Source organism: Pinisolibacter sp. DMC19 (assembly GCF_056313985.1).
In genome coordinates this window covers 1-2,500 of sequence record NZ_JBQUZF010000015.1, presented here as the reverse complement: position 1 = coordinate 2,500, position 2,500 = coordinate 1, and the positions used below count along the sequence as shown (strand labels likewise).

1 rRNA gene (cut by a window edge) is annotated in these 2,500 nt (G+C 55.9%); it reads left to right on the top strand.

From position 1 onward, the window contains the following. A 23S ribosomal RNA gene (locus ACT53U_RS19525) occupies positions 1–2,500 on the top strand (its annotated part extends 178 nt beyond the left edge of the window); the annotation flags it as partial.

Below are 2,500 nucleotides of genomic sequence, written 5' to 3'. Positions count from 1 at the left end.
TCTAAGTACCCGGAGGAAAGGACATCAACAGAGACTCCGCTAGTAGTGGCGAGCGAACGCGGATCAGGCCAGTGCCTTTAATTCTCCAACTCGAACGACTTGGAACAGTCGGCGACAATGGGTGACAGCCCCGTAGAGGTGTCGAGAATTAGAGGACATGAGTAGGGCGGGACACGTGAAATCCTGTCTGAACATGGGGGGACCACCCTCCAAGCCTAAGTACTCCTCAGCGACCGATAGCGAACAAGTACCGTGAGGGAAAGGTGAAAAGCACCCCGACAAGGGGAGTGAAACAGTTCCTGAAACCGGATACCTACAAACAGTGGGAGCCCAAGGTTCGTCCTGGGTGACTGCGTACCTTTTGTATAATGGGTCAGCGAGTTAGTCTGGCGAGCAAGCTTAAGCCGGTAGGTGTAGGCGTAGCGAAAGCGAGTCTGAACAGGGCGTTCAGTTCGTCGGATTAGACCCGAAACCGAGTGATCTAGCCATGGCCAGGCTGAAGGTGCGGTAACACGCACTGGAGGGCCGAACCGGTGCCTGTTGAAAAAGTCTCGGATGAGCTGTGGCTAGGGGTGAAAGGCCAACCAAACTCGGAGATAGCTGGTTCTCCGCGAAAGCTATTTAGGTAGCGCGTCGGATGAATACTCCCGGGGGTAGAGCACTACATGGGCTAGGGGGTCCTACAGATCTACCAAACCTAAGTAAACTCCGAATACCGGGAAGTACTGTCCGGCAGACACACGGCGGGTGCTAACGTCCGTCGTGAAGAGGGAAAAAACCCTGATCGCCAGCTAAGGCCCCTAATTCGTGGCTAAGTGGGAAAGGATGTGGAGATCCCAAAACAACCAGGATGTTGGCTTAGAAGCAGCCATCATTTAAAGAAAGCGTAACAGCTCACTGGTCTAAACAAGGGTTTCTGCGCCGAAGATGTACCGGGGCTCAAGCCACGAGCCGAAGCTGCGGGCTCGCAAGAGCGGTAGCGGAGCGTTCCCTAGGCTGTTGAAGCGGTAGCCGCGAGGCGCCGTGGAGGTATGGGAAGTGCGAATGCTGACATGAGTAACGATAAAGGGTGTGAGAGACACCCTCGCCGAAAGTCCAAGGGTTCCTGCGTAAAGTTAATCTGCGCAGGGTTAGCCGGCCCCTAAGGCGAGGCCGAAAGGCGTAGTCGATGGGAACGGGGTGAATATTCCCCGGCCTGGGAGCAGTGACGAATCCCGTGTGTTGTACGAGCTTATCGGATTGTTCGTGCAGCGAAGGGGTTCCAGGAAACAGCCTCCCGTATAGACCGTACCCGAAACCGACACAGGTGGACTGGTAGAGCATACCAAGGCGCTTGAGAGAACTCTGCTGAAGGAACTCGGCAAATTGCCTCCGTAACTTCGGGATAAGGAGGCCCCATGCTTGCGCAAGCAGGTGTGGGGGGCACAAGCCAGGGGGTGGCGACTGTTTAGCAAAAACACAGGGCTCTGCGAAGCCGCAAGGCGACGTATAGGGTCTGACGCCTGCCCGGTGCCGGAAGGTTAAGAGGAGAGGTGCAAGCTTTGAATCGAAGCCCCGGTAAACGGCGGCCGTAACTATAACGGTCCTAAGGTAGCGAAATTCCTTGTCGGGTAAGTTCCGACCTGCACGAATGGCGTAACGACTTCCCCGCTGTCTCCAGCAGAGACTCAGTGAAATTGAATTCCTCGTGAAGATGCGAGGTTCCTGCGGTTAGACGGAAAGACCCCGTGCACCTTTACTGCAACTTTGCGCTGGCATTCGTGTCGGCATGTGTAGGATAGGTGGTAGACTTTGAAGCGGAGGCGCCAGCTTTCGTGGAGTCATCCTTGAAATACCACCCTTATCGTCATGAATGTCTAACTGCGGCCCAACAGGGTCCAAGACAGCGCATGGTGGGCAGTTTGACTGGGGCGGTCGCCTCCCAAAGAGTAACGGAGGCGCGCGATGGTGGGCTCAGACCGGTCGGAAATCGGTCGTCGAGTGCAATGGCATAAGCCTGCCTGACTGCGAGACTGACAAGTCGAGCAGAGACGAAAGTCGGCCATAGTGATCCGGTGGTCCCACGTGGACGGGCCATCGCTCAACGGATAAAAGGTACGCCGGGGATAACAGGCTGATACTGCCCAAGAGTCCATATCGACGGCAGTGTTTGGCACCTCGATGTCGACTCATCACATCCTGGGGCTGGAGCAGGTCCCAAGGGTTCGGCTGTTCGCCGATTAAAGTGGTACGTGAGTTGGGTTCAGAACGTCGTGAGACAGTTCGGTCCCTATCTGCCGTGGGTGTTCGAGATTTGAGACGATCTGTCCTTAGTACGAGAGGACCGGGATGGACGCACCACTGGTGGACCTGTTGTCGTGCCAACGGCAGTGCAGGGTAGCTATGTGCGGAAGGGATAACCGCTGAAGGCATCTAAGCGGGAAACCCACGTCAAAACAAGATCTCGCAAAACAGAGCCGTGGAAGACGACCACGTCGATAGGCCGGGTGTGTAAGCACAG